This window comes from uncultured Selenomonas sp. (genome assembly GCF_963528755.1).
GTDB lineage: Bacteria > Bacillota > Negativicutes > Selenomonadales > Selenomonadaceae > Selenomonas.
The window spans coordinates 19992-41284 of the sequence record NZ_CAURXA010000005.1; the positions used below are offsets into that span (position 1 = coordinate 19992).

18 protein-coding genes and 1 tRNA gene are annotated in these 21293 nt (G+C 57.0%); 17 read left to right on the forward strand and 2 right to left on the reverse strand.

Annotated features, from left to right (window positions below; all coding sequences use genetic code 11):
• Positions 1 to 8 precede the first annotated feature (8 nt).
• The 7 genes from uvrB (at position 9) to mfd (ending at position 12503) form a co-directional block, all read left to right on the forward strand.
• Positions 9 to 2057, forward strand: a complete 2049-nt coding sequence (gene uvrB, locus RWS31_RS06925) for an excinuclease ABC subunit UvrB (protein WP_314597010.1) — start codon at positions 9 to 11, stop codon at positions 2055 to 2057.
• A gap of 85 nt (positions 2058 to 2142) precedes the next feature.
• A complete protein-coding gene (locus tag RWS31_RS06930; RefSeq protein WP_314597012.1) occupies positions 2143 to 2925 on the forward strand; it encodes an HD domain-containing protein in 783 nt (260 codons plus the stop codon).
• A gap of 234 nt (positions 2926 to 3159) precedes the next feature.
• The gene (locus RWS31_RS06935; RefSeq protein ID WP_314597014.1) at positions 3160 to 4824 is read left to right on the forward strand and encodes a glutamine--tRNA ligase/YqeY domain fusion protein; all 1665 of its coding nucleotides are present in this window, start codon (positions 3160 to 3162) and stop codon (positions 4822 to 4824) included.
• Between the two features lies 1 nt (position 4825).
• The gene (locus RWS31_RS06940) at positions 4826 to 5134 is read left to right on the forward strand and encodes a hypothetical protein (RefSeq protein WP_009645721.1); all 309 of its coding nucleotides are present in this window, start codon (positions 4826 to 4828) and stop codon (positions 5132 to 5134) included.
• 84 nt (positions 5135 to 5218) lie between these two features.
• The gene (locus RWS31_RS06945; protein ID WP_314597017.1) at positions 5219 to 6502 is read left to right on the forward strand and encodes an ArsB/NhaD family transporter; all 1284 of its coding nucleotides are present in this window, start codon (positions 5219 to 5221) and stop codon (positions 6500 to 6502) included.
• A gap of 67 nt (positions 6503 to 6569) precedes the next feature.
• Positions 6570 to 9044 (forward strand): leucine--tRNA ligase, encoded by a 2475-nt coding sequence (gene leuS / locus RWS31_RS06950; RefSeq protein WP_314597018.1) that lies wholly within the window; start codon positions 6570 to 6572, stop codon positions 9042 to 9044.
• 117 nt (positions 9045 to 9161) lie between these two features.
• A complete protein-coding gene (gene mfd, locus RWS31_RS06955; protein WP_314597020.1) occupies positions 9162 to 12503 on the forward strand; it encodes a transcription-repair coupling factor in 3342 nt (1113 codons plus the stop codon).
• 34 nt (positions 12504 to 12537) lie between these two features.
• On the opposite strand, the gene RWS31_RS06960 is transcribed toward mfd, so the two are convergent.
• On the reverse strand, positions 12538 to 12738 hold the full coding sequence (locus RWS31_RS06960) for a hypothetical protein (RefSeq protein ID WP_314597022.1): 201 nt from the start codon (positions 12736 to 12738) through the stop codon (positions 12538 to 12540).
• 4 nt (positions 12739 to 12742) lie between these two features.
• The gene (locus RWS31_RS06965) at positions 12743 to 13510 is read right to left on the reverse strand and encodes a DUF4931 domain-containing protein (protein WP_314597023.1); all 768 of its coding nucleotides are present in this window, start codon (positions 13508 to 13510) and stop codon (positions 12743 to 12745) included.
• A gap of 201 nt (positions 13511 to 13711) precedes the next feature.
• Here RWS31_RS06965 and RWS31_RS06970 point away from each other — a divergent pair, with 201 nt between their 5' ends.
• From RWS31_RS06970 to RWS31_RS07015, 10 genes are all read left to right on the forward strand, one after another.
• The gene (locus RWS31_RS06970) at positions 13712 to 15379 is read left to right on the forward strand and encodes a polysaccharide biosynthesis protein (RefSeq protein ID WP_314597025.1); all 1668 of its coding nucleotides are present in this window, start codon (positions 13712 to 13714) and stop codon (positions 15377 to 15379) included.
• Entirely contained in the window at positions 15376 to 16248 is an 873-nt protein-coding gene (locus tag RWS31_RS06975; protein ID WP_314597027.1) for a YegS/Rv2252/BmrU family lipid kinase, read from the forward strand. Before RWS31_RS06970 ends, RWS31_RS06975 begins: the two co-directional genes overlap by 4 nt.
• Before the next feature lie 122 nt (positions 16249 to 16370).
• A tRNA-Leu gene (locus RWS31_RS06980) sits at positions 16371 to 16457 on the forward strand.
• 76 nt (positions 16458 to 16533) lie between these two features.
• Complete coding sequence (locus tag RWS31_RS06985; protein WP_314597029.1) at positions 16534 to 17229, forward strand: SAM-dependent methyltransferase; 696 nt, start codon at positions 16534 to 16536, stop codon at positions 17227 to 17229.
• Between the two features lie 120 nt (positions 17230 to 17349).
• The gene (locus RWS31_RS06990; RefSeq protein WP_009645699.1) at positions 17350 to 17628 is read left to right on the forward strand and encodes an HU family DNA-binding protein; all 279 of its coding nucleotides are present in this window, start codon (positions 17350 to 17352) and stop codon (positions 17626 to 17628) included.
• 78 nt (positions 17629 to 17706) lie between these two features.
• Positions 17707 to 18459 (forward strand): SDR family NAD(P)-dependent oxidoreductase, encoded by a 753-nt coding sequence (locus RWS31_RS06995; RefSeq protein ID WP_314597031.1) that lies wholly within the window; start codon positions 17707 to 17709, stop codon positions 18457 to 18459.
• Between the two features lie 122 nt (positions 18460 to 18581).
• Positions 18582 to 19712 carry an MGDG synthase family glycosyltransferase gene (locus RWS31_RS07000; RefSeq protein WP_314597033.1) on the forward strand — a complete coding sequence of 377 codons (1131 nt, stop codon included), beginning with the start codon at positions 18582 to 18584 and terminating at the stop codon, positions 19710 to 19712.
• Between the two features lie 39 nt (positions 19713 to 19751).
• The gene (locus RWS31_RS07005) at positions 19752 to 20198 is read left to right on the forward strand and encodes a hypothetical protein (RefSeq protein WP_314597034.1); all 447 of its coding nucleotides are present in this window, start codon (positions 19752 to 19754) and stop codon (positions 20196 to 20198) included.
• 85 nt (positions 20199 to 20283) lie between these two features.
• Positions 20284 to 20574 carry a septum formation initiator family protein gene (locus tag RWS31_RS07010; protein WP_314597036.1) on the forward strand — a complete coding sequence of 97 codons (291 nt, stop codon included), beginning with the start codon at positions 20284 to 20286 and terminating at the stop codon, positions 20572 to 20574.
• 198 nt (positions 20575 to 20772) lie between these two features.
• Entirely contained in the window at positions 20773 to 21228 is a 456-nt protein-coding gene (locus RWS31_RS07015; protein ID WP_006192957.1) for a S1 domain-containing RNA-binding protein, read from the forward strand.
• The last annotated feature ends 65 nt before the right edge of the window (positions 21229 to 21293 follow it).

The following is a 21293-nucleotide window of genomic DNA, read 5'->3' on the forward strand; positions in this document are numbered from 1 at the left end:
GCGCACACATGGCGATTTTGCCTAAGCTCAATACGATGGAGTTTGACAAGGAGATACCGTTTGAGGTTTCGGCGCCTTTTGAGCCGATGGGGGATCAGCCGCGTGCGATCCGCGATTTAGCGGCAGGCATCGAGAACGGACAAGAGGCGCAGGTGCTCCTCGGCGCTACGGGCACGGGCAAGACGTACACGATCGCTAAGACGATTGAGCGCGTGCAGAAGCCGACGCTTGTCATCGCGCACAACAAGACGCTGGCGGCACAGTTGGCGAGCGAGTTCAAGGCGTTCTTCCCGAAGAATTATGTCGGCTATTTTGTCAGCTATTATGACTACTACCAGCCCGAGGCGTATATTCCTTCGACGGATACATACATCGAAAAGGATGCGTCGATCAACGATGAGATCGATGAGCTGCGACACTCGGCGACGTGCTCGCTCTTCGAGCGGCGCGACTGTATCATCGTCGCGAGCGTTTCGTGTATCTACGGTCTCGGCTCGCCAGAGAGCTACCACGAGATGGTCTTGTCCCTGCATAAGGGGCAGACGGTCGCGCGTGAGGACATCTTGCGAAAGCTCGTCGCCATTCAGTACGAGCGCAACGATATCGCCTTTGAGCGCGGCCGCTTTCGCGTGCGCGGCGACGTCATCGAAGTGTTTCCTGCGGGATGGAATAACCGCGCCGTGCGCATCGAGCTTTTTGGCGACGAGGTTGAGCGCATCCTTGAGTTCGACGTCCTGACCGGAGAGATTTATGGCGAGCGCACGCATTCGATGGTGTTTCCTGCTTCGCACTATGTGACGAAGAAGGAGGACATGGAGATCGCCATGGCGGCGATCGACGAGGAGAAGATCGCGCAGGTCGCGCACTTCAAGGAAGAGGGCAAGCTGCTTGAGGCGCAGCGCATCGAGCAGCGAACGAATTACGACCTTGAGATGATGCAGGAGATGGGCTATTGCTCGGGCATCGAGAATTATTCACGCCACCTCACGCATCGTCCGGCGGGCGCGGCACCGTATACGCTGCTCGATTACTTCCCCGACGACTTCCTCATCGTCATGGACGAGAGCCATGTGACGATGCCGCAGCTCAAGGCGATGCTCAACGGTGACCGTTCGCGCAAGATTTCACTTGTGGAAAACGGCTTTCGCCTGCCGTCCGCTTTTGACAATCGTCCGCTTTCTTTCGAGGAGTTCGAGCAGCGCATCAATCAGATCATCTACATCTCGGCGACGCCCGCGAAATATGAGCTGGAAAAGGCGCAGCAGGTCGTTGAGCAGATCATCCGCCCGACGGGGCTGCTCGATCCCATCGTCGAGGTACGTCCTTTGGCGGGGCAGATGGACGATTTGCTGTCGGAGATTCGCATTCGCGCGAAAAAGGACGAGCGCGTGCTCGTGACGACGCTGACGAAGAAGATGGCGGAGAACCTCACGGACTACCTGAAGGATATGCAGGTGCGCGTGCGCTACCTGCATTCGGACATAGCGACCTTCGAGCGCGCCGAGATCATCCACGACCTGCGTGCGGGCAAGTTCGATGTGCTCGTCGGCATCAACCTGCTGCGCGAGGGACTCGACATGCCCGAGGTGTCGCTCGTGGCGATCCTCGACGCCGACAAGGAGGGCTTCCTGCGCTCCGACACGTCGCTGATTCAGACGATCGGGCGTGCGGCGCGAAATGCGGGCGGCAGGGTCATCCTTTACGCCGACCGTATCACGGACTCAATGAAGTGCGCTATGGACGAGACGGAGCGCCGCCGCACGGTGCAGCAGGCGTACAACAAGGAGCACGGCGTCACGCCGAAGACCATCGTCAAGCCCGTCGTGCCGCTGATCGAAACGACGCTCGTCGCCGAGAGCCGTGCCTCCTATGGCGAAGATTCCGATGGAAAGAAAAAGAAGCTCACGAAGAAGCAGAAGGAGTCTCTGATTCGCACGCTGCTCGCACAGATGCAGACGGCTTCGCGCGCCTTGGAATTCGAGCGCGCTGCAGAACTGCGCGATATGATCATCGAGTTGGAAGGATCTCTGCCAGGCAAGAAGAAAAAGGGCGCGTGAAAGATTTTTGTAGGAATCTCTTTTTTTCCGTAGTATAATAGAATCTGCCTTTATTGAATGAAGCACACAAGCGGGGGTGACGCTTTTGGAGAAACTACTGCGTGAGATGCACGCTTGGATGGCGGCCTACATGCGTTCCTTCTATACGGAGGATGAGGAGGTACAGCAGGCGATCCGCATGAAGGAGGTGCATACGGGCTATGTGACCTCGATCGCCGTGGAGCTTGCCAAACATCTGCGTCTCTCTGCACACGATGTGCAGCTGGCAGAAATCATGGGGCTTTTTCATGATGTGGGGCGCTTTCGCCAATTCACGCTCTATCGCACGTTCAACGACGCCGTATCAGAAGATCATGCGGCGCTCGGACTCAAGGTGCTCGACGAGTTGCCGTTCCTCGCGCGTCTTGTACCTGAGGACGAGGCTCTCGTACGCTTTTCTATTCTGAACCACAACAAGAAGACCATCGCGCCGACCAAGGACGTGCGCGAGCTTTTCTTCGCGCGACTTTTGCGCGATGCCGACAAGCTTGACATCTTCCGCGTGCTGCGGCCTTTTCTTGCACCGCCCGACGGCACGGGCGTCAGTCCCGATTTCCTCGAAAAGTTCATCGCGGGCGAGCAGGTCGACTATACGAAGATCCGCACGATGGACGACCGCAAGCTCGTGCGTCTCATGTGGGTCTACGACGTGAATTTCAGCTGGACCTTGCGGCGCGTCAAAGAGCGCGGCTACATCGAGGACATCATCGCGCACTTGCCTGAGGATCCGCGCATGGTGCTCGGCATCGAACGGTTGCACGCCTATGTGGAGAAAAAGTGTGCCAAGGAGGACGCGGCGCCGGCGGAGGTTCTGCAGCGCGGGGAGTGATGGCGGCTGGAAGAAGCCTTGGGAGGCTTGTGACAGCGGGCGAATCTTCGCCAGAAGTCTCAATCGAATGTTTTTTCAGGAAAATTCAGCGAGCAGAAGGATTTTCCGCGTTGCGCCTCGAATAAAGAGGCGTTAAATTTTTTTCTTGAGGAAATGCTGAACGGATCCGTGCTTCCTCAATTTCCGGTGCAGACGGCGAAGCGTTGCTCGGATGCGCCAGAAGGAGCTGCAAATATGGCAGAAGCGATATCATCGAATTTCATTTATAACATCATCGACGAAGATTTGAAGAGCGGCAGGCATCCCGAGGGCATACATACGCGCTTTCCACCCGAACCGAATGGCTATCTGCACATCGGACATGCGAAGTCGATCTGCTTGAACTTCGGCACGGCGGAGAAGTATGCGGGGCTTTGCAATCTGCGCTTTGACGATACGAATCCGACGAAGGAGGATACGGAGTACGTCGACTCGATCCAGGAGGACATCAAGTGGCTGGGATTTTCCTGGGGCAATCGCCGCTACTATGCGTCGGATTACTTTGAAAAGCTCTATGAGTATGCGTGTGCTCTGATCAAGCAGGGGCTTGCCTACGTCGACGATCTCACGGCAGAGGAGATCCGCGCCTATCGCGGCACGCTGACGGAGCCGGGCAAGGAGAGTCCCTGCCGCAGTCGCAGCGTCGCGGAAAACCTCGCTCTCTTTGAGCGCATGAAGGCGGGTGAGTTCCCCGACGGCAGCCGCGTGCTGCGTGCCAAGGTCGACATGGCATCGCCGAACATCACGATGCGCGATCCCGTCATCTACCGCATCGCGCACGCTGTGCATCATCGCACGGGGGATGCTTGGTGCATCTATCCGATGTACGACTTCGCGCATCCTCTGTCGGATGCTATCGAAAATATCACGCATTCCTTGTGCACTTTGGAGTTCGAGGACCACCGTCCGTTCTACGACTGGCTTCTGGAAGTCCTGGGGTTCGATAAGAATACGCGCCCGCGCCAGATTGAGTTCGCGCGGCTCAATGTCACGAATACGATCACGAGCAAGCGTAAGCTGCGCCAGCTCGTTGAGGAGGGGCATGTGCGCGGCTGGGACGATCCGAGGATGCCGACGATCTCGGGACTTCGGCGGCGCGGCTATACACCGGCTTCAATCCGCGACTTCTGCGAGCGCATCGGCGTCGCGAAGTCGAACAGTACGGTCGACGTGGCAATGCTTGAGCACTGTGTGAGAGAAGACCTCAATGAGCACGCTGCACGCGTCATGGCAGTGCTGCATCCTTTGAAGGTCGTGCTGACGAATTATCCCGAGGACAAGTCGGAGGAACTTTTGGCAGAGAACCATCCGACGCGCGGTGGCAAGCGCTATGTGCCGTTCTCGCGCGAAATTTACATCGAGCGCGAGGATTTCATGGAAGAGCCGCCGAAGAAGTTCTTCCGCCTGCGCCCGGGCGGCGAGGTGCGCTTGAAGCATGCCTACATCATCAAGTGCGAGGAAGTCGTCAAGGATGAAAAGGGAGAGATCACAGAGCTTCGCTGCAGCTATGATCCCGAATCGAAGTCGGGCGGCAGTGCGGCGAACCGCAAGGTCAAGGGCACGCTGCACTGGGTATCGGCGAAGGACGCCATGGACGTCGAGGTGCGCCTCTACGACTATCTTTTGAAGACGGACGATGAGGAGACGACGGCAGACTTCATCGCGTCCTTGAATCCGCATTCTCTCGAAGTCGTCGAGGGGGCGAAGGTCGAGCCGAGTCTTGCGCGTACGGCGGAAGGCACGCATTATCAGTTCCTGCGCACGGGCTACTTCGTCGTGGACAAGGATACGCGTCCCGACAGGCTCGTATTCAACCGCGTCGTCGGACTCAAGGATTCGTGGGGAAAGGTCAAGGGTTGACATGGGCAAGATACCGAAGGGGCTTTCTGATAAGGCGATGATTCAAGGCTTCGAGGAAGAGGCGACGCTCGAAGACTGCTTCCTCGCGCATGAAGCGCACGAGGAGGAAAAGCGCCGCCGCGCTGTGCACGAAAAGGAAGCGGATCTTTCGCGAGCGGCACTCACGCCTGACCTTCTCGACCGGTTGGGCAAGGAGCTTCTGCAGCTGAAACTTGATCTCTTCGCCGAGGGCATCAAGAATTATCGCATAGACATCAAGCGCGAGGGCACGACGATCATGCTCGCGCCGAAAGAAACGAAGGGGAGGTGAGGCGGCTTCTTCGCGGGCGGGCTCCAAGATGAAAGGTGTTTTGAGATTCATTATTAAAAATTTATGAAGAAAGAAGTGTAACCAGTGGAAACAAGCACAATTGTTGCTATCGTGATCTTCGTCGCGGCTTACGCGCTGATCATTTCAGAGAAGATTCACCGCACCATCATTGGTATTTGTGGCGCCATGCTGATGATCCTCCTCGGAATCATCAACCAGGAGACCGCGATTCATCACATTGACTTTAACACCCTCGGACTCCTCATGGGCATGATGGTCATCGTGAACATCACGAGTGAGACCGGACTCTTCAACTACCTCGCAATCTGGGCGGCGAAGAAGGTCAAGGCGAAGCCGATCTCTCTGCTCATCGCTCTCTCGCTCCTCACGGCCGTCTGCTCGGCGCTTCTTGACAACGTGACGACGGTGCTTCTGACGGTGCCGATCACGTTCAGCATCACGAAGCAGCTCAACGTCGATGTCAAGCCGTTCCTCATCGCGCAGATCCTTGCGTCGAACATCGGCGGCACGGCGACGCTCATCGGCGATCCGCCGAACATCATGATCGGCAGTGCCGTCGGCCTGCAGTTCATGGATTTCATCACGAACCTCACGGCGATCTGTATCCTGATCTTCATCGTGACGATCGCTCTTTTGATCGTGATTTACGGAAAGAAGCTCCACACGACGGACGAGCTGCGCGAGAAGGTCATGCAGCTCGATGAGAAGAGTCAGATCGTCGAGCCGCGTCTCTTGAAGAAGTGCCTGTTCGCGCTCGCTATTACGATCAGCCTCTTCGTGTTGCACGGACAGCTCCACCTCGACACGGCGACCGCCGCCATGACGGGCGCAGGCCTCCTGCTCCTCATCAGTTTCCCACAGAAGGAGGCGATGATCGCGAAGGTCTTGTCGAAGGTCGAATGGCTCGCCATCTTCTTCTTCGCCGGCCTCTTCATCCTCGTCGGCGCACTCGTCGAGACGGGCGTCATCAAGATGCTCGCAGAAGAGGCGATTAAGATCACGAACGGCGATCTCACGGCGACCTCGATGCTCATTCTTTGGATGAGCGCCTACGCTTCGGCGTTCATCGACAACATCCCGTTCGTCGCGACGCTCATTCCGCTGATTCAGGACATGGGGCAGATGGGCATGACGAATCTCGATCCCGTATGGTGGTCTCTCTCCCTGGGCGCCTGCCTCGGCGGCAACGGCACCTTGATCGGCGCCTCGGCGAACGTCGTCGTCGCTTCGATGGCGGCGCAACGCGGCAAGCCGATCTCCTTCATCAGCTTCATGAAGATCGCGCTGCCGATGATGACGCTCTCGATTGCGATTTCGAGCGTCTACATTTGGCTCAGGTATTTGTAAATCGTAAGTTTCTTGGGGCGCACGGGGAGACCCGCACGCCCCTCTTTCTCTAGGAGGACTTTGTTGTATGGAGAGATATGCTCCGCAGGAAATCGAAAAAAAGTGGCAGGAGAAGTGGCAGAAGGATGATGTCTACAAGACGGAGATCGATCGCACGCAGCCTGAATATTATGTGCTGGAGATGTTCCCCTACCCGTCGGGCAATCTGCACATGGGTCATGTGCGCAATTATTCGATCGGCGACGTCATCGCGCGCTTCAAGAAGATGCAGGGCTGCAATGTGCTGCACCCGATGGGCTTTGACGCCTTTGGCATGCCGGCGGAGAACGCTGCGATCAAGCACGGTGTGAAGCCCGCCGATTGGACATATTCCAACATTGAGAACATGAAGCGCCAGCAGATGAGCATGGGGCTTTCCTACGATTGGAGCCGCGAGGCTGTGACCTGTCGTCCCGAGTACTACCGCTGGACACAGTGGCTCTTTGAGCTTTTCTACAAGAAGGGGCTCGCCTACAAGAAGGAAGCGTCAGTCAACTGGTGCGATACGTGCGGCACGGTGCTCGCGAATGAGCAGGTCATCGACGGCAAATGCTGGCGCTGCGACTCCGAGGTGCACAAGAAGGATCTCTCGCAGTGGTTCTTGAAGATCACGGACTATGCGGACGAACTTCTCGCCGATCTCGACAAGCTCAAGGGCTGGCCCGAGCGCGTCAAGACGATGCAGGAGAATTGGATCGGGCGCTCCGAGGGCTTGGAATTCGACATCGACGTGCCCGCGCTCGGCGAGAAGATCGCCGTCTACACGACGCGTGCCGATACGGCGTACGGCGTGACCTTCGTGGCGCTCGCGGCGGAGCACCCTCTGATGGAGAAGATCCTCGTGGATAATCCGAAGGCGGCGGAGCTTCGCACTTTCGCCGACAAGGTCAAGGCGCAGTCGGAGCTTGAGCGCACGTCGGGTGAGTCGGAGAAAGAGGGCATGTTCACGGGGCTTTACGCCGTCAATCCCTTCAACGGCAGGAAGGTCGAGCTTTGGGTCACGAACTACGTCCTCGCCGAGTACGGCACGGGCGCAGTCATGGGTGTACCGTCGGAGGATCAGCGCGACTGGATGTTTGCGAAGAAGTATGACCTGCCGATTATCGTCACCCTGCGCCCGAAGGATCGTGAGCTAAAACTTGAAGAAATGATGGAAGCCTACACGGACAAGGACGGCATCCTCGTGAATTCGGCGGAGTTCGACGGCATGGAGATGCACGAGGCGCTCGCGGCAATCGTAGAAAAGGCGGTCAAGGAGGGCTTCGGCAGGCGCAAGGTCAACTATCGCCTGCGCGATTGGCTCATCTCGCGCCAGCGCTACTGGGGTGCGCCTATTCCCGTCATCTACTGCGACAAGTGCGGTGAGCAGCTCGTTCCCGAAGAGGAATTGCCCGTCAAGCTGCCCGAGGATGTGAACTTCGAGCAGGGCGCCGTTTCCCCTTTGGCGCAGAGCGAATCCTTCGTGCACTGCACATGCCCGAAATGCGGCGGTCCCGCAAGGCGCGAGACGGACACGATGGACACCTTTATCTGCTCGTCGTGGTACTACATGCGCTACACCGATCCGCATAACACGCACAAGCCGTTTGCGGCGGACAAGGTGAACTACTGGGCGCCTGTCGATCAGTATATCGGCGGCATCGAGCATGCGATTTTGCACCTTCTCTATTCGCGCTTCTTCACGAAGGTGCTGCGCGACGAGAAGCTTCTGGATTTTGATGAACCGTTCCAAAATCTCCTGACGCAGGGCATGGTCATCAAGGACGGCGCGAAGATGTCGAAGTCGAAGGGCAACGTCGTCTCCCCCGAGGAGATCATCCAGAAGTATGGCGCCGATACGGCGCGCCTCTTCATTCTCTTCGCCGCTCCCGTCGAGCGTGACTTGGAGTGGAGCGACCAGGGCGTCGAGGGGGCGTTCCGCTTTTTGAACCGCGTCTGGCGCATCGTCGCGCATTTCCAGGATGCGATCAAGGAGGGGCTGGACGATTACGACCACTCGACGCTGACGGCTGAGGAGAAGTCGCTGCGCCGCACGCTGCATCAGACGATCAAGAAGGTCACGGAAGACGTCGGCGAGCGCTTCATGTTCAACACGGCGATCAGTGCCGTCATGGAACTTGTCAACGCTTTCTATGGATTCCAGGACAAGACGGTTCATCCGGGACTCGTGAGAGAACTCTCGTTTGCGCTTGTGAAGATGCTCGCGCCGTTTGCGCCGCATATCACGGAGGAGCTTTGGAGCCGCATGGAGGGCAAGGGAAGCGTGCACGATGCAAGGTGGCCGAAGTTTGACCGTGCGGCCATCGTAGAGGACGAGGTCGAGATCGTCCTGCAGATCAACGGCAAGGTGCGCGACAAGCTGACGGTATCGGTGTCTATGAAGCCGCAGGAGATGGAGAAACTGGCGCTCGCGCAGCCGAAGGTCGTCGAACTCACGGCGGGAAAGACGGTCGTCAAGGTCATCTGCGTGCCGAAGAAGCTCGTCAACATCGTCGTCAAATGACTTTTTTGAACAATAAAAGCGTTTGCAAGTACGCTGGGAGTGCTCCTTCCGGCGCACTGCGCAGAGGGGCTGGCACTTCGCCAAGCTCCTTTTCGCGCTTTGCCGAATGGTGGAATCATGAAAGCACTTTTTGAACAAATGATGCAGGATGGCTCGGCTCGAAAGATTGTCGAGGCCTTTTCGCGCCGTGCAGGTAAGACGCTCGTCTACGGTCTTAGCGGTTCGCAGAAGCATGCTCTCTTTGCTGCCGCCTGCGATGCTGCAGAGAAGCCTCTGGTCATCGTCACGCACAGTCGCGAGGCGATCGAGGCGTGGCGCGCCGATCTGACGGCGCTTCTGCCGGCACGTGAAATCCTGGAACTGCCCGAGGTCGACATGATGGCGGTGGAAGCGACGGCGAAGGGCATGGAACGCACGGCTCTGCGCATGGGTATACTCGGCAGGCTGCTCAAGAAGAATCCTGTCATCGTACTCGCTCACGCCGCTGCCGCTGTACAGAAGGGTGTATCGCGCCGCGATTTCGAGCGCATGAGCCTGCGCCTTGAAGTCGGTGCGACGCTCGCGCGCGAGACGCTTCTTTCGCGTCTCGTCGAGCTTGGCTACGAAGCGGCGGGCGAGGTCGATGGACTCGGGCAGTTCAGTGCACGCGGCGGTATCGTCGATATCTATCCGCTCAATGCGCCCTTGCCTCTTCGTCTGGAATTTTTCGACGATGAGATCGACTCTTTGCGCGAGTTTGATCTGGCGACGCGGCGCTCCGTGCGCAATGTGCCTTCAGCGGTGGTGCTGCCCGTCGCGACCCCTGAGGAATCCGGCGAGGATGCGACATTCCTCTCTTACTTGGAGGGCGAGGGCGCCGTCATTTTCGACGAACCCTTGCGCACGCGTGAAAGTGCACAAAAACTCGTCAAGGAGACGCCCGAGCTAAAGTCGAAGCTTTTCTCATGGGAAGAACTTGTGGCGGGCGCCGAAGGCAATGCAACCTTCTTCGCTGCTCTCATGCTGCAGAAGATTCACGGCGCGGAGCCGGACAGTCTCGTGAGCTTGGCTGTGCAGGCAGTCGCGCCCTTCCAACGACAGATGGATCTTTTGAAGAATGAGGCGCGAAACTGGCTTTCCAACAAGCAGCACGTCGTCCTTCTCGTCGGCGAGGCAGAAAAGGCTGCTTCCCTGCGCGAACTTTTTGCGAAGTCACGCATACCATCTGCCGTCGCAGCGGGCGATGAGCCTTTGAGCGACGCCTATCTGAACATCGTGGTGGGCACGCTCTCGAATGGCTTCGAATTGCCCGGAGCGCGACTCGTCGTCGTATCCGAAAAGGACGTCTTCGGCAGGCAGAAAAAGAAACTCGCGCAGAAAGCGTCGAAGGAAGAGCGCATTTCGCACTTTCGCGAGATCAACGTCGGCGATTACGTCGTCCATGTGAATCATGGCGTCGGCAAGTATCTGGGTGTCGAAACGCTCGATGTGGGCGGCATCAAGAAGGACTATCTGCACATCAAGTACGGCGGCGACGACAAGCTCTTCGTGCCGACCGATCAGGTGGGACTTCTGCAGAAATACATCGGCTCGGAGGGCGAGACACCGCGTTTGCACCGCATGGGCGGCACGGAGTGGGTCAAGGCGAAGGCGCGCGCGCGCGCCTCCGTCGAGGATATCGCCGACGAACTCATCGCGCTCTACGCGAAGCGCCGTGCGGCGAAGGGCTTCGCCTTTTCTCCCGATACGCCGTGGCAACGGGAGTTCGAGGACGCCTTCCCTTATGAGGAGACGCCCGACCAGCGCCGCGCCATTGAGGAGATCAAGGCGGATATGGAAAAGCCCGAGCCGATGGATCGACTGCTCTGCGGCGATGTCGGCTTCGGCAAGACGGAGGTGGCGATCCGCGCCGCCTACAAGGCGGTCATGGATCATAAGCAGGTAGCCGTGCTCGTGCCGACGACCGTGCTCGCACAGCAGCACTTTCAGACGTTTTCCGCACGCTTCGCCGATTTCGGCGTGAGCGTCGACGTCATTTGCCGCTTTCGCTCGGCGAAGGAGCAGAAGGCGACGATCGAGCGTCTGGAGGCGAACAAGGTCGACGTGCTCATCGGCACACACGCTATCCTGAATCAGAAGCGCGTGCATTTTTCCGATCTCGGACTTCTGATCGTCGATGAGGAGCAGCGCTTCGGCGTCAAGCAGAAGGAGAAGATCAAGAAACTTGCGTCAGGCGTAGACGTGCTGACGCTTTCGGCGACGCCGATCCCGCGGACGCTTCACATGTCGCTCGTCGGAGCGCGTGACATGAGCATCATCGAGACGCCGCCCGCCGAGCGCTTCCCCGTGCAGAGCTACGTCATCGAGGACAACGACGCCGTCTTGAAAAATGCCATTCGACGTGAACTTCGGCGCGGCGGGCAGGTTTATTTCGTCTACAACCGTGTCGAGAGCATCGACATCATGCGCCGACGGCTCGAAGAACTCGTGCCTGAGGCGCGGATTCAGACGGGGCACGGGCAGATGGCGGAAGAGCTTTTGGAGCGCGTCATGGTCGATTTCTACGAGGGGAGCTACGACATCCTGCTTGCGACGAGCATCGTGGAAAATGGTCTCGACGTGGCGAACGCGAACACGATCATCGTTTACAATGCCGATCGTTTCGGTCTGTCGCAGCTCTATCAGATGCGCGGCCGCGTCGGCCGATCGAATCACATGGCGTTTGCCTATTTCGTTTATCAGGCCGACAAGGTCTTGTCCGAGATGGCGGAAAAGCGTCTGCAGGCGATGAAGGAGTTTGCCGAACTGGGCGCGGGCTTCAAGATCGCCATGCGCGACCTTGAGATCCGTGGCGCGGGCAACCTCCTTGGTGCGGAGCAGCACGGCCACATCGCGAGCGTCGGCTTCGAGATGTACTCGAAGCTTCTTGACGAGGCGATCGAGGAGAGGCGCACGGGAAAGCCGCCTGAAGAGAAGCTTGAGCCTGTCGTCGACATTGAGACGGAAGCCTACCTCGACGGTGAATACATCAGCGATCCCATGCACAAGATCGAGATTTACCAGCGCATTGCAGCGATTCGCAAGAATGCGGAGATACAGGAACTGCTCGACGAATTGATCGATCGCTTCGGCGAGCCGACGCCCGTCGTGCTGCGTTTGCTGGAAGTTGCACGCATACGCAATTACGCGCGAGAACTTGGCATACGTTCCGTCGTGGAAAAGCCGATGTTCTTGGAAATCTCTTTCGTCGATAAACCGACACTCGATCCCGATGGGCTGTTGAAGCTCCTCGGCCTCTTCGGCAGGAACGCCAAGATGCTCCCGCCGCCGCAGCAGATGCTTCGCATACGTCTGGCCGCGCAGTACAAGAAGAACATCGCGAATTTCATCACGCGCGTCCTGATGCTGCTGAAGGGCGAGCAGGACGCTTTCTCGGCGAAGGGCGCGACGGCCAACTCCTGTCGGCTCATCCGGTCGTAGTTGCTGTAGTCGATGATGCGATATGTTGTAGCAATCAGAGTTCTACTATATCTAATTCACGAAAAATCATATGAAAAATCGTTTCTGCTGTTTCAAATTTAGTGTACATGTGTGAGATGCATGAGAAGCCGCCTGTGCTGCGGGTGGGGATGAAATAGCAAAGGATCTGTTTCATAAGTCCGAATGCGACTTGTGCAGCAGATCCTTTGCTTTGTTCAGGGGGCATTTCTGCCATCATACTACTTCCGATCGAAATAAATCTTTCGCACATTGTTCCGCAAATCTTCTAAGTTGCTCGGGCGAAAGCGGATGTTGTAGCCGATGAAGAGGGGGGAGGTAGCGAATCTCGGCATGATTTTGGCGCGCAGGATGCCGCTCTCCTGGTAAAAGAAGATGTTGTAACTGTTGCATCGCTTGTTGAAGTGGTGCATGAGATAGTCGACGGCAATCTGTATGTCATCGGCTACGGTGTCCAGAGGCTCGTTCGTCTTGGGGACGACATTGAATTCGCTGAAGCCGATGCGCGGGCATGTCGCGATGTTGAAGTCGACATCGTTTTCCTCGTGTATGGTCAGTCCCTCGAATTCCAGGGGGTCGAAGGTCAGATTTTCGTTGAGCGAGTGGAAGCCGACAATCTGCATGTGGGGGTGACGCAGCGTACCGCCCGAGAGGGGGCCGAAATTCTTGAAGAAGATGACGGTCTCGTACTTTCCCGAATTCTGCATCTTCTGCCAGTGATGCACGCCGAAACGAATGAGGCGGTGCATGTGTTCGGCGGAATAGTCGGGCATGTCGGAGTGACAGACTTTGCTCTCAATGAGAACGAACTGGTCGGCGTCTTCGATGACGTTGTACTTGTTCTTGAGCAGCACGAGGTCGCCGTCTGTATCGACGATGCCCGAGAGATTTTCACGGTCACAGAAAGGACATGGGGCGGTCTTGTTGATGATATTTTCCGGCTTTTTCTTGCCGAGCGTCGTATTGAAACCGATGAGATTGATTTCCATAGAGAAGACACCTCAAGTTTTGTAACAAAATCGACCTAGTATATTTCCGGCAGAAATGGTATAATTCCTACGTTGAGCCTTAGGGTGCAGAAGATGCATCATTCCCCTTATTATATAGAAATTCGTACATTTTTGCAAAGCGGCTTTTCCATATCTCGGATTGCAGGGAAGAATCGAAGAGGGGAATTGGGCAGTTAGGCGGTGTTTCGTATCAGCAGTCAAAAATCTACAGGCAAGAGCAAGGCGGAGAGCTTTCTCAAGGGAACTTTGATCTTGACGGTGGCAAGCTTCGTCGTGAAGGTCATCGGTTCCTTAAACTGGATTTTCGTTTCGCGCATCTTGGGCGGCGAGGGCATCGGGCTTTATCAGATGGCTTTCCCGATTTATTTTTTCGCCATGAGCATTTCGCAGGCGGGCGTGCCTGTCGCCATATCGATCATCACGGCGGAGCGCGTCGCCTTGAAGGACGTTTTCGGCGCACGGCGCATATTCCGCATATCCATGACCTTGATGGTTTTTACGGGGCTTTTGTTTTCCCTTTTGACATACTTTGGAGCAGGCTGGCTCATCGAGTGGCAGTTCATTCGTGATCCGCGCGCCTATATGGCAGTCGTGGCGCTCTCGCCGACGATTTTCTTCGTGACCTTGCTCGCGAGCTCGCGCGGCTATCTGCAAGGCTGGCAGCGCATGACGCCGACGGCGGTCTCGCAGATCGTCGAGCAGATCTTCCGCGTGCTCACGATGGTGCTCTTCGCGAGTCTTCTCCTGCCGATGGGACTCGACTATGCGGCGGCTGGCGCGAGCCTCGGCGCGTTTGCCGGCGCTATCGGCGGACTTCTCGTGCTCGTCTACTATCATTGGAAGCTGGACAAGGACATTGAGCGTGAGTACGGCCCGAATCTTGCGCCGCCGCCGGGGGAAGCGCCAGCGCCTCTCGGGGCGATCGTCCGACGCATCTTTTCGCTCGCCCTGCCCGTGTCGGCGGCGAGCATCATGCTGCCGATCGTGTCGAACCTCGACCTTTTGATCGTGCCGCAGCGTCTTGAGGTCGCGGGCTATACGGTGCCGCAGGCGACGGAACTGTTCGGCTATCTCACGGGCATGGCGGTGCCGCTCGTCAATCTCGCGACAATCCTCACGGCGTCCTTGGCGGTGAGCATCGTGCCGGCGATTTCGGAGGCGCGAGCCTTGAAGGACACGCAGCGCGTCTACAATCAAACGGCAGCCGCCGTGCGCATATCGAATTTCGTTTGCTTCCCTGCATTCGTCGTCGTGTTCGTGCTCGCGACGCCAATCTCGACGCTCATTTACAATGCGCCAGGCGCGGGTCCCGCCGTGCTCGTCTCGTCGTTTTCCATCGTGCTCCTTGGCCTGCATCAGGTGTCGACGGCGGTTCTGCAAGGACTCGGGCATCCGAAGATTCCGATGATCAACATGATTCTTGCCGCTGCTGTCAAGGTCGCCCTCAACTGGATCTTGACGGCGGTCCCTTGGCTCGGGATCATGGGTGCGGCTTGGGCGACGGCGGCGGATATGGGGGTTGCCGCTGTCATCAACCTTTACTTCATCTGGCGTTATATCGGCTATCGCATGGAGCTGCTGCAGCTCTTTAAGACGATGGCGGCGGCTGCCTTCATGGCGGGCGCTGTGTATCTCTTCTACAGCTTTGTCATGAATACGCTCGCCGTCAATGCCGTGGCGACCTTCGGCTCGGTGTTCGTCGGCGTCATCGTCTACGTCGCGGCGCTGATTCTCGTGCGCGGACTGCTGGAAGAGGATATGGCGCGCATTCCGTTCATCGGCTCTTTGAGCATTCGTTTTTTGCGCCGCATTGGCATTTTCCGCAGCGTTGAGGGGGCGAAGGGATGAGAAAGTTTCTGCTGGTCTATAATCCTGTCTCGGGCAATGCATCGTTCAAGCAGCGGCTCGATGAGATGATCTGGCGCTTCCAGACACTCGGCTGCATGCTTATCCTCTACCGCACGGATCGCGAGCTTACGAATCTTGCGCTCTATGTGCGGGAATCTGAGGCTGAGGGTGTGCTTGTCGCGGGCGGCGATGGCACAGTGCATGAAGTCGTCAACGTAATCGTGCGCGAAAAACTTGCAGTTCCCCTCGCGATCATCGGCAGCGGCACGTCGAACGATTTTGCGACGTATCTCGGTCTTGCAGATGGCTTGGAAGCGTATATCGAGCGCATCCTCGCGCACAAGACGATGCGCGTTGATCTCGGGCGCATCAGGGAAGAATACTTCATCAACGTCGCGAGCGCCGGCGTCATGACAAATATCGCACATGAGGTCGATGTGCGGCTGAAGAATACGCTGGGCAAGATGGCGTACTACCTGAAGGGCATCAGCGAACTGCCGAAGTTCCGTTCGGTGAAGTTTTCCATCGAGGCGGATGGCGAGATGCGCGAGGAAGAGGGATTCCTCTTCGTCATTGCCAACAGCGGTATCGTCGGCAGTTTCAATAACGTAGCGACGCATGCGAGCATCAATGATGGTAAGTTTGATTTGCTGCTCGTGAAGAAGTGCAGTCTGCCGGAACTCATCGCTCTGACGGCGGAGATTGTCTCGGGCAGGGGAATCTCGGAGAAGAACGTGCTGTATCTGCAGGCAAGTGAGTTTCGCATCGCGGCGGATGCACCGCTTTTGAGTGATGTGGACGGCGAGCAGGGGCCGCCTCTTCCCATGCACGTCGAGGTTGTACCTCGTGCGATCGAGCTTTTTATCTGAAGTTTGTGAAGCGTACATTTGCAAGGTAAATTCGCAACACGGCAGCCACTCAAAAACTCTTTACGCTCCTATTGACAAAACCTCAAGGGAATGGTATCATTTCTTCTGTTGTTGCATCATGTGCCGAAGTGGCGGAATTGGCAGACGCACTTGACTCAAAATCAAGCGTAGTTACCTACGTGCCGGTTCGAGTCCGGCCTTCGGCACCATAGAGATTTCAAGGCTTCTGGGTAATTTGCTTAGAAGTCTTTTTCTATTTTATGGTATGAGAGGAGGCAGGCATATATGAAAGACGTGGGAAGCATTACGGTCGTGGGACTTGGCCCCGGACGCTTCGGGCTTATCACGCTCGAAAGCATGGAGGCGGTGACGAGCGGGCGAAGCCTTCTCCTGCGCACGGCAGTTCATCCATCCGTGGCGGAACTTAAGAGGCGCGGCGTTCCTTTCATGAGTTATGATTCCTGGTATGAAAAAGCGCAAAGCTTCGAGGAACTTTACCATGCGATTGCGGAAGATCTAACCGCAAGGGCGCGTGCAGGCGAGGAGATCGTCTATGCCGTACCCGGCAGTCCCTTTGTAGCGGAGCGCACGGTCATTTTTCTACGTGATTTGTGCGCGAAGGAAGGATTGGAGCTCTCTATTCTGCCGGGCATGAGCTTCGTTGAGACGCTCTACGGCAGTCTCGGCATCGATCCTGTCGAGGGTCTTATGATCCTCGATGCATCGGATGCGGAGAGCATGCCCTTCCGTTTTCCGACAGGTGTGCTCTTCACGCAGGTCTACAGCTGTGAGATTGCTTCTGAGTTGAAACTCGCCTTGATGGAGCGAATGAATGACGAGAAGGAAGTCATCTATCTGCACAATATTGCACTGCCCGATGAATCCGTGCGCCCGATGCCGCTCTATGAAATTGATCGACAGACGGATACGGATCATCTGACGAGTCTTTTCATTCCTCACGATAGCTTCCAGGATGATTAAAAAAGCCTGCGAAAGGCGGTTTTTCAAGTTTTTTTGCACTTTTTTCATTGTGAGAAAGAGGATTCTAGACAACTACAGCGAATAAAAGTAGCGTAACAAATTCAAAAGGAGGCTACAAACGTGAACAAAACGGAATTAGTGGCTAATGTAGCGGAAAAAGCAGGGCTGTCGAAGAAGGATGCCGAGAAGGCTCTGAGCGCAGTCATCGAGAGCGTTGAAGAAGCTCTTGTCGAGGGCGACAAGGTTCAGCTCATCGGTTTCGGTACGTTCGAGGTCAAGGATCGCGCTGCCCGTACCGGCCGCAATCCGCAGACGGGCAAGGAAATCAAGATTGCCGCTTCGAGGAATCCTGTTTTCAAGGCTGGCAAGGCATTGAAGGACGCTGTCAACAACAAGTGAGCACGGTGGCTCTCCGAGGGCTGGGTTTTTACCCAGCCTTTTTTCGTAGCATTTTGCAGTTTTTGGGAGGTGGTTCGCATGAATCGCGTTGTTCTTCTTACGGGCGGCACGTCGGGCATCGGCCTTGCGGCGGCGCGTCTTTTCCTGCAGGCGGGCAGCACGGTCGCTCTGGCGGGGCGCTCGGCGACGCGCGGCGAGGCGGCGCTCGCCTCGTTAGGGGCATTGGCGCTCGATGGGCGCGCCGCGTTCTTCGCCGCCGACCTGCGCCGCGCCGATGAGGCGAGGCGGCTCGTGGGTGCGGTGTGCGAACGCTTTTCGCGACTCGATGTTCTCGTGAATTCGGCAGGGATCTATTTGGAACGCGCGTTGGAGGATTTGACAGAAGAGGAATTCGAGGACGTCATGGACACGAACGTCAAGGGCACCTTTTTTACGACGCAGGCGGCGCTTGCGCCGCTCAAGGCGAGTGGCGGCAGCATTGTCAATCTTTCGTCTGACGCAGGGATTCACGGCAATTTCCTGTGCACGGCCTATTGCGCATCGAAAGGTGCCGTGACGCTCTTTACGAAATCCCTAGCCTTGGAGCTCGCGCCTTTCGGCGTGCGCGTGAACTGCGTGTGCCCCGGAGACGTCGCAACACCGATGACGGAGGCGCAGCTGCAGGATGCTCCTGACCGCGAAGAGACTCTGCGGCAGATGTCAGGCGTCTATCCGCTCGGTCGTATCGCGCGGGCGGAAGAAGTCGCCGATATTATTTTTTTTCTGGCCTCCGATGCCGCTTCCTTCGTGACGGGCGCGGCGTGGAGCGTAGACGGCGGTCTTACGGCTTGAGGAGGAAGGCGACAGCGAACGTCTGTTTCGTTGTATCTGCTCCTTGCTTGTGCTAAAATAGAGGGCATGACAAAGGAGAATTGTTTGATTATTTCATTTTCAAGAGTGAGGGAAGGTCGGTCATGGCAGCTCGCAGCTATCTGATCGTAGCGGCGTCGATCGGCTCGGGACACATGAAGGCGGCGGAAGCCTTGGCAGCGGCTCTTTTGCGGGCGGAGCCGGAGGCGCATGTGGCGGTCGTCGACTTCACGAAGCGTGATACGGCGTGGGTCACTTGGTTCATGAAGGCGGCCTATCTGAAGATGCTGCACTTCATGCCGAATCTTTACCAGCTTCTCTATCGCTTCACGGGGCACAGGCAGGGCGCTTCGCCCGTGCAAAAGCTCATCGCTTCGCTGACGAAGCGCAACATGCGCAGCCTCGTGCGCCTCCATGCAGCGGACACGGTGATCTGCACGCATCCGTTTCCCGAGGGTGCGGCGTCGTGTCTTAAGAAGAGCGGCGAGGAAGATTTCTTTTTCGCCACGGTTCTTACGGACTACAGCGTGCATCGAATGTGGTTCTATCCGGGTGTCGACGCTTTCTTCGTCGCGACGGAGAGGATGCGGCGCAGCCTCGTCAAGGAAGGCTGTGCAGCGACGGCTGTTCATGCGACGGGCATTCCGATTCTGCCGCTTTCCTTGGCAGATTTTGACCGTGCGGCGATTTGCGAAAGGCTGGGACTCAGCGAGTCGCTTCCTACAATTCTCGTCATGGGCGGCGGGCTTGGACTCGGCGATGTGGCTCAGTCTCTTGAAAAGCTTGAGGATGTCGCAGAAAAGTTGCAGCTCCTCGTTGTTGCAGGGAAGAACGAGCGCCTTCTTGCTTGGGTCAAAGCACATGCCGTGCACTCGCACCATGCGGTTCGCGCCTGGGGGTACACCAATGAGGTGCCCGATCTAATGGCGGTTGCAGCGCTTCTCATATCGAAGCCTGGCGCATTGACCATCAGCGAGGCATGGGCGATGGGCGTGCCGCTGATCTTGCATGAGCCTATTCCAGGACCGGAGCTTGAGAATGCGATGATTGCAAGCGAGCGCGGTACGGCGGTTTGGCTCGGCAAGGGCGAGAATCTGGCGGCTCTTGTCATGGGGTTGTTGGGGGACGCGTCGCGTCTCGCCTCCATGCGCGAGGCGGCGCTTCTCTCAAGCCGCCCCGCAGCGGCGCAGGAGATCGCACAGTTTCTGCAGACGGCAGGCGCAAGCGTCGGTTGACGAATATGGTTTTTACGATTTCGGGCGAGGGTGGTTTTTGTGGCAGTATCGAAATTGGAAAAGGACGCGAATGGCGCGTTTCTCTGTCCGCAGTGCGGTAGGCCACTTCGCACGATTGAGGGCGGTACAGTCATGATTCAGGGCGGCAAGGTGGATTTGGAAAGCGTGAAGCCGCGCTACGAATGCGACAAATGTAGGGTGTTTTACCGCGAGCTTCTGAATTCGGGTTATTACGATGTGTTTGACATGCCGAAGATCAAGGCAGTCGGCGATCTCGCGCCGACGATTCTGCGCGCTGACGCCGAGGGACACGCGCCGTGCCCTCGCTGTGGTGGGCAGCTCGACCTCGTCGAATGGCAGCCCGTTCATCTCGTGGATGGCAAGGCAGATATGGAAAACGTCTCGTCGCACTTTCGCTGTGCGAGCTGTGATTCCATATTTCGGCGCATAGCGACGACAGAATATTTCCAGTGGGCGGAGAAGTAGCCGCCCCAATCGCAGGAAGAAGATGCTCCGTGCAGCTGTACGGGCAGGAGAAGCGTATTGGTGTACACGGAAGGTCGTGATGGAGATGGCAACGGAAAGCAAGCGCAGGGGACACCGGCTTGACTGGTTCGTCGTCGTCATCCTTTGCGTGCTCGGGTACTTCTCCTATACGATGATTGATCAGCAGATTCACTTGAACGAGCTTGACCACGACTGCGCGGCGGCACAGCAGCGTCTGGAAACAGCGCAGCGGGAGAATGCAGAACTTAAGGATCTCAAGGCAAAGCTCGACGATCCCGCTTACATCGAGAAGACGGCGCGCGAGGAGCTGGGTATGACGCACGAGGGCGAACTGCCGTATATTGCTAAGAAGTGAGAGGAGGCTGCCGCATGAGTCGATGAAACTCATGCGGCAGCCTCTTTTTGTTTTTCTCGTTTCGCGCGGGGATTTTCTTGACAGCGCAAAAGGCGCAAGAGTATAATAAGAAAGCACACTCAGCGCGGGAGAAGACGCTGGGATGGTGGGTGCTGATGCAGTCGGTAATTCCCACAGTATAATTAAGGAGGAAATGATTTGTCCATTGAAGTAGGCAGTATTGTTGAGGGTGTTGTGACGGGCATTACGAATTTCGGAGCGTTCGTCGAGCTGCCTGAGGGGAAGGTCGGTCTTGTCCATATCTCTGAGGTCGCTGACGAGTATGTGCGGGACGTCCACGATTTCCTCAAGGAGAAGGACAAGGTGAAGGTCAAGGTCTTGACGATCGACGATCGTGGTAAGATTGGTCTTTCCATCAAGCAACTGCAGGAAAAGAAGCCGATGGAGAAGAAGGTCGGCGAGGTTCCGCGCCGTCCGATGCCGCCGCGCCGCGGTGCAGGCGGGGATTTTAGGCGGCAGGGGCGCTTCGGTCCAGGCAGTGCCTCCTTTGAAGACAAGCTGTCGCGATTTCTCAAGGACAGCGATGAGAGGCTGACGGATTTGCGCCGCAAGACAGATTCCAAGCGCGGCGGTCGCGGTTCGCGCAGGGATTGATGACATGAGAAAAGCACTCTTACAAGGAGTGCTTTTCCTGTTTATGGTCTTGAGAGACGTACTGG

Excerpts from the sequence above, each read along its gene's own strand:
- uvrB (WP_314597010.1), top strand. The coding sequence starts at position 9 with ATGGCGATTTTGCCTAAGCTCAATACGATGGAGTTTGACAAGGAGATA.
- RWS31_RS06935 (WP_314597014.1), top strand. The coding sequence starts at position 3,160 with ATGGCAGAAGCGATATCATCGAATTTCATTTATAACATCATCGACGAA.
- RWS31_RS06940 (WP_009645721.1), top strand. The coding sequence starts at position 4,826 with ATGGGCAAGATACCGAAGGGGCTTTCTGATAAGGCGATGATTCAAGGC.
- leuS (WP_314597018.1), top strand. The coding sequence starts at position 6,570 with ATGGAGAGATATGCTCCGCAGGAAATCGAAAAAAAGTGGCAGGAGAAG.
- mfd (WP_314597020.1), top strand. The coding sequence starts at position 9,162 with ATGAAAGCACTTTTTGAACAAATGATGCAGGATGGCTCGGCTCGAAAG.
- RWS31_RS06960 (WP_314597022.1), bottom strand. The coding sequence starts at position 12,738 with ATGGCAGAAATGCCCCCTGAACAAAGCAAAGGATCTGCTGCACAAGTC.
- RWS31_RS06965 (WP_314597023.1), bottom strand. The coding sequence starts at position 13,510 with ATGGAAATCAATCTCATCGGTTTCAATACGACGCTCGGCAAGAAAAAG.
- RWS31_RS06975 (WP_314597027.1), top strand. The coding sequence starts at position 15,376 with ATGAGAAAGTTTCTGCTGGTCTATAATCCTGTCTCGGGCAATGCATCG.
- RWS31_RS06985 (WP_314597029.1), top strand. The coding sequence starts at position 16,534 with ATGAAAGACGTGGGAAGCATTACGGTCGTGGGACTTGGCCCCGGACGC.
- RWS31_RS06995 (WP_314597031.1), top strand. The coding sequence starts at position 17,707 with ATGAATCGCGTTGTTCTTCTTACGGGCGGCACGTCGGGCATCGGCCTT.
- RWS31_RS07000 (WP_314597033.1), top strand. The coding sequence starts at position 18,582 with ATGGCAGCTCGCAGCTATCTGATCGTAGCGGCGTCGATCGGCTCGGGA.
- RWS31_RS07010 (WP_314597036.1), top strand. The coding sequence starts at position 20,284 with ATGGCAACGGAAAGCAAGCGCAGGGGACACCGGCTTGACTGGTTCGTC.